Origin of the sequence: Pseudoalteromonas sp. SIMBA_162 (genome assembly GCF_046535955.1) — a bacterium.
GTDB lineage: Bacteria > Pseudomonadota > Gammaproteobacteria > Enterobacterales > Alteromonadaceae > Pseudoalteromonas > Pseudoalteromonas marina.
Genome location: NZ_JAWJBQ010000370.1, coordinates 1 through 274, shown reverse-complemented (window position 1 = coordinate 274; position 274 = coordinate 1). Strand labels below are relative to the sequence as shown.

The 274-nt window shown below is 71.9% G+C and carries 1 pseudogene; it reads right to left on the bottom strand.

Going from position 1 to position 274, the window contains the following annotated elements:
- Positions 1-274 (bottom strand): annotated as a pseudogene (locus tag R0J88_RS20080) (diaminopimelate epimerase); the annotation flags it as partial.

The window sequence follows — 274 nt, the reverse complement described above, 5'->3', positions numbered from 1 at the left end:
GGGGCCTGCTCGACACTGTCGACCAGCAGCACCGCGTGGGGGTTGCCCATCGAGACGACGCCGATTTCCAGCGTCTCGCCGTCGACATCCAGGGTGTGCACCGGCAGGTCGGCCTCGGCCTCGAAGGGCAGCGCGGCGGGGGCGAAGCGCGGCGCGCCCATGTCGACGCGCACACGGCCATCTTCGGCCACGACCAGGGTCAGCGGGCCGCCGGCCGTCTCGACGCGAATCTCGCGCTTGGTGGTCAGGCGCTGTTCACGCACGAAGCGCGCGA